Consider the following 1,077-nt stretch of genomic DNA (forward strand, 5'->3'; position numbering starts at 1 on the left):
TGTAATTCCCACACAGGTTGTGAACGGCGTGGTTAGCGGAAAATAGGTGAGGACCTCCGGTATCGGTGTGGTTACCACACACACCCCGATCACCGAGAGGTCCTCATGTCTCACCGTAATGCGTTCCTGACTCCTCGCGGCCGTTTGGCCCTGGCTCGATGTGTTGTTGATGACGGTTGGCCGCTGGCTCGTGCTGCCGAACGGTTCCAGTGCTCAACGGCCACAGCTAAGAAATGGGCAGACCGGTACCGCAACGGCGGTGCGGCAGCCATGGAGGATCGCTCCAGCCGCCCGCACCGCAGCCCGCGGCGCCTGTGCCAGCGTTTGGAGCGGCGGATCATCAAGGTGCGCGTCATCCATCGCTGGGGACCCCACCGCATCGCGGCTCATCTGCGGTTGGCGCGCTCCACGATCGAAGCGGTCCTGCGCCGCTACCGGATGCCGCTACTGCGTGATCTGGACCAGAACACCGGAACGGTGGTGCGCCGGCCCAAGCCACACCGTTACGAGCATTCCGCACCAGGAGATCTGGTCCATGTCGACATCAAGAAACTCGGGCGTATCCCCGACGGTGGCGGGCACCGCAAACTGGGCCGCCAAGCCGGGCGACGCAACCGCGCCAACGTGGGGTACTCCTACCTGCACCATGCTGTCGACGATCACAGCCGGTTGGCGTATTCGGAGATCCTCGATGATGAGCGTAAGCAGACCGCCGCGGATTTCTGGGTCCGCGCCCGGGCGTTCTTCGCCGATCACGGCTTCACTGTCAAACGGGTGCTGACTGACAACGGATCCTGTTATCGGTCAAAGGTTTTCGCTGATGCCCTCGGCAAGGAAATCACCCACAAATTCACTCGGCCGTATCGTCCCCAGACCAATGGCAAAGTGGAGCGATTCAACCGCACACTCGCCACCGAATGGGCCTACGCGCAGACCTATCTGTCCGACCAGGCCCGTGCAGCGACCTACCCGGACTGGCTGCATCACTACAATCACCACCGACCCCACACCGGCATCGGCGGCAAGACACCCATCGAACGCCTACGCGTTCACAACCTGTGTGGGAATTACACCTAG

The 1,077-nt window shown here is 62.1% G+C and carries 1 protein-coding gene; it reads left to right on the top strand.

All coding sequences use genetic code 11. The features are described from left to right. The first annotated feature begins 105 nt into the window (after positions 1–105). The gene (locus tag BKG60_RS18095) at positions 106–1,077 is read left to right on the top strand and encodes an IS481 family transposase (protein WP_070188763.1); all 972 of its coding nucleotides are present in this window, start codon (positions 106–108) and stop codon (positions 1,075–1,077) included.

Source organism: Mycobacterium syngnathidarum (assembly GCF_001942625.1).
In the GTDB taxonomy this organism is placed as follows: Bacteria; Actinomycetota; Actinomycetes; order Mycobacteriales; family Mycobacteriaceae; genus Mycobacterium; species Mycobacterium syngnathidarum.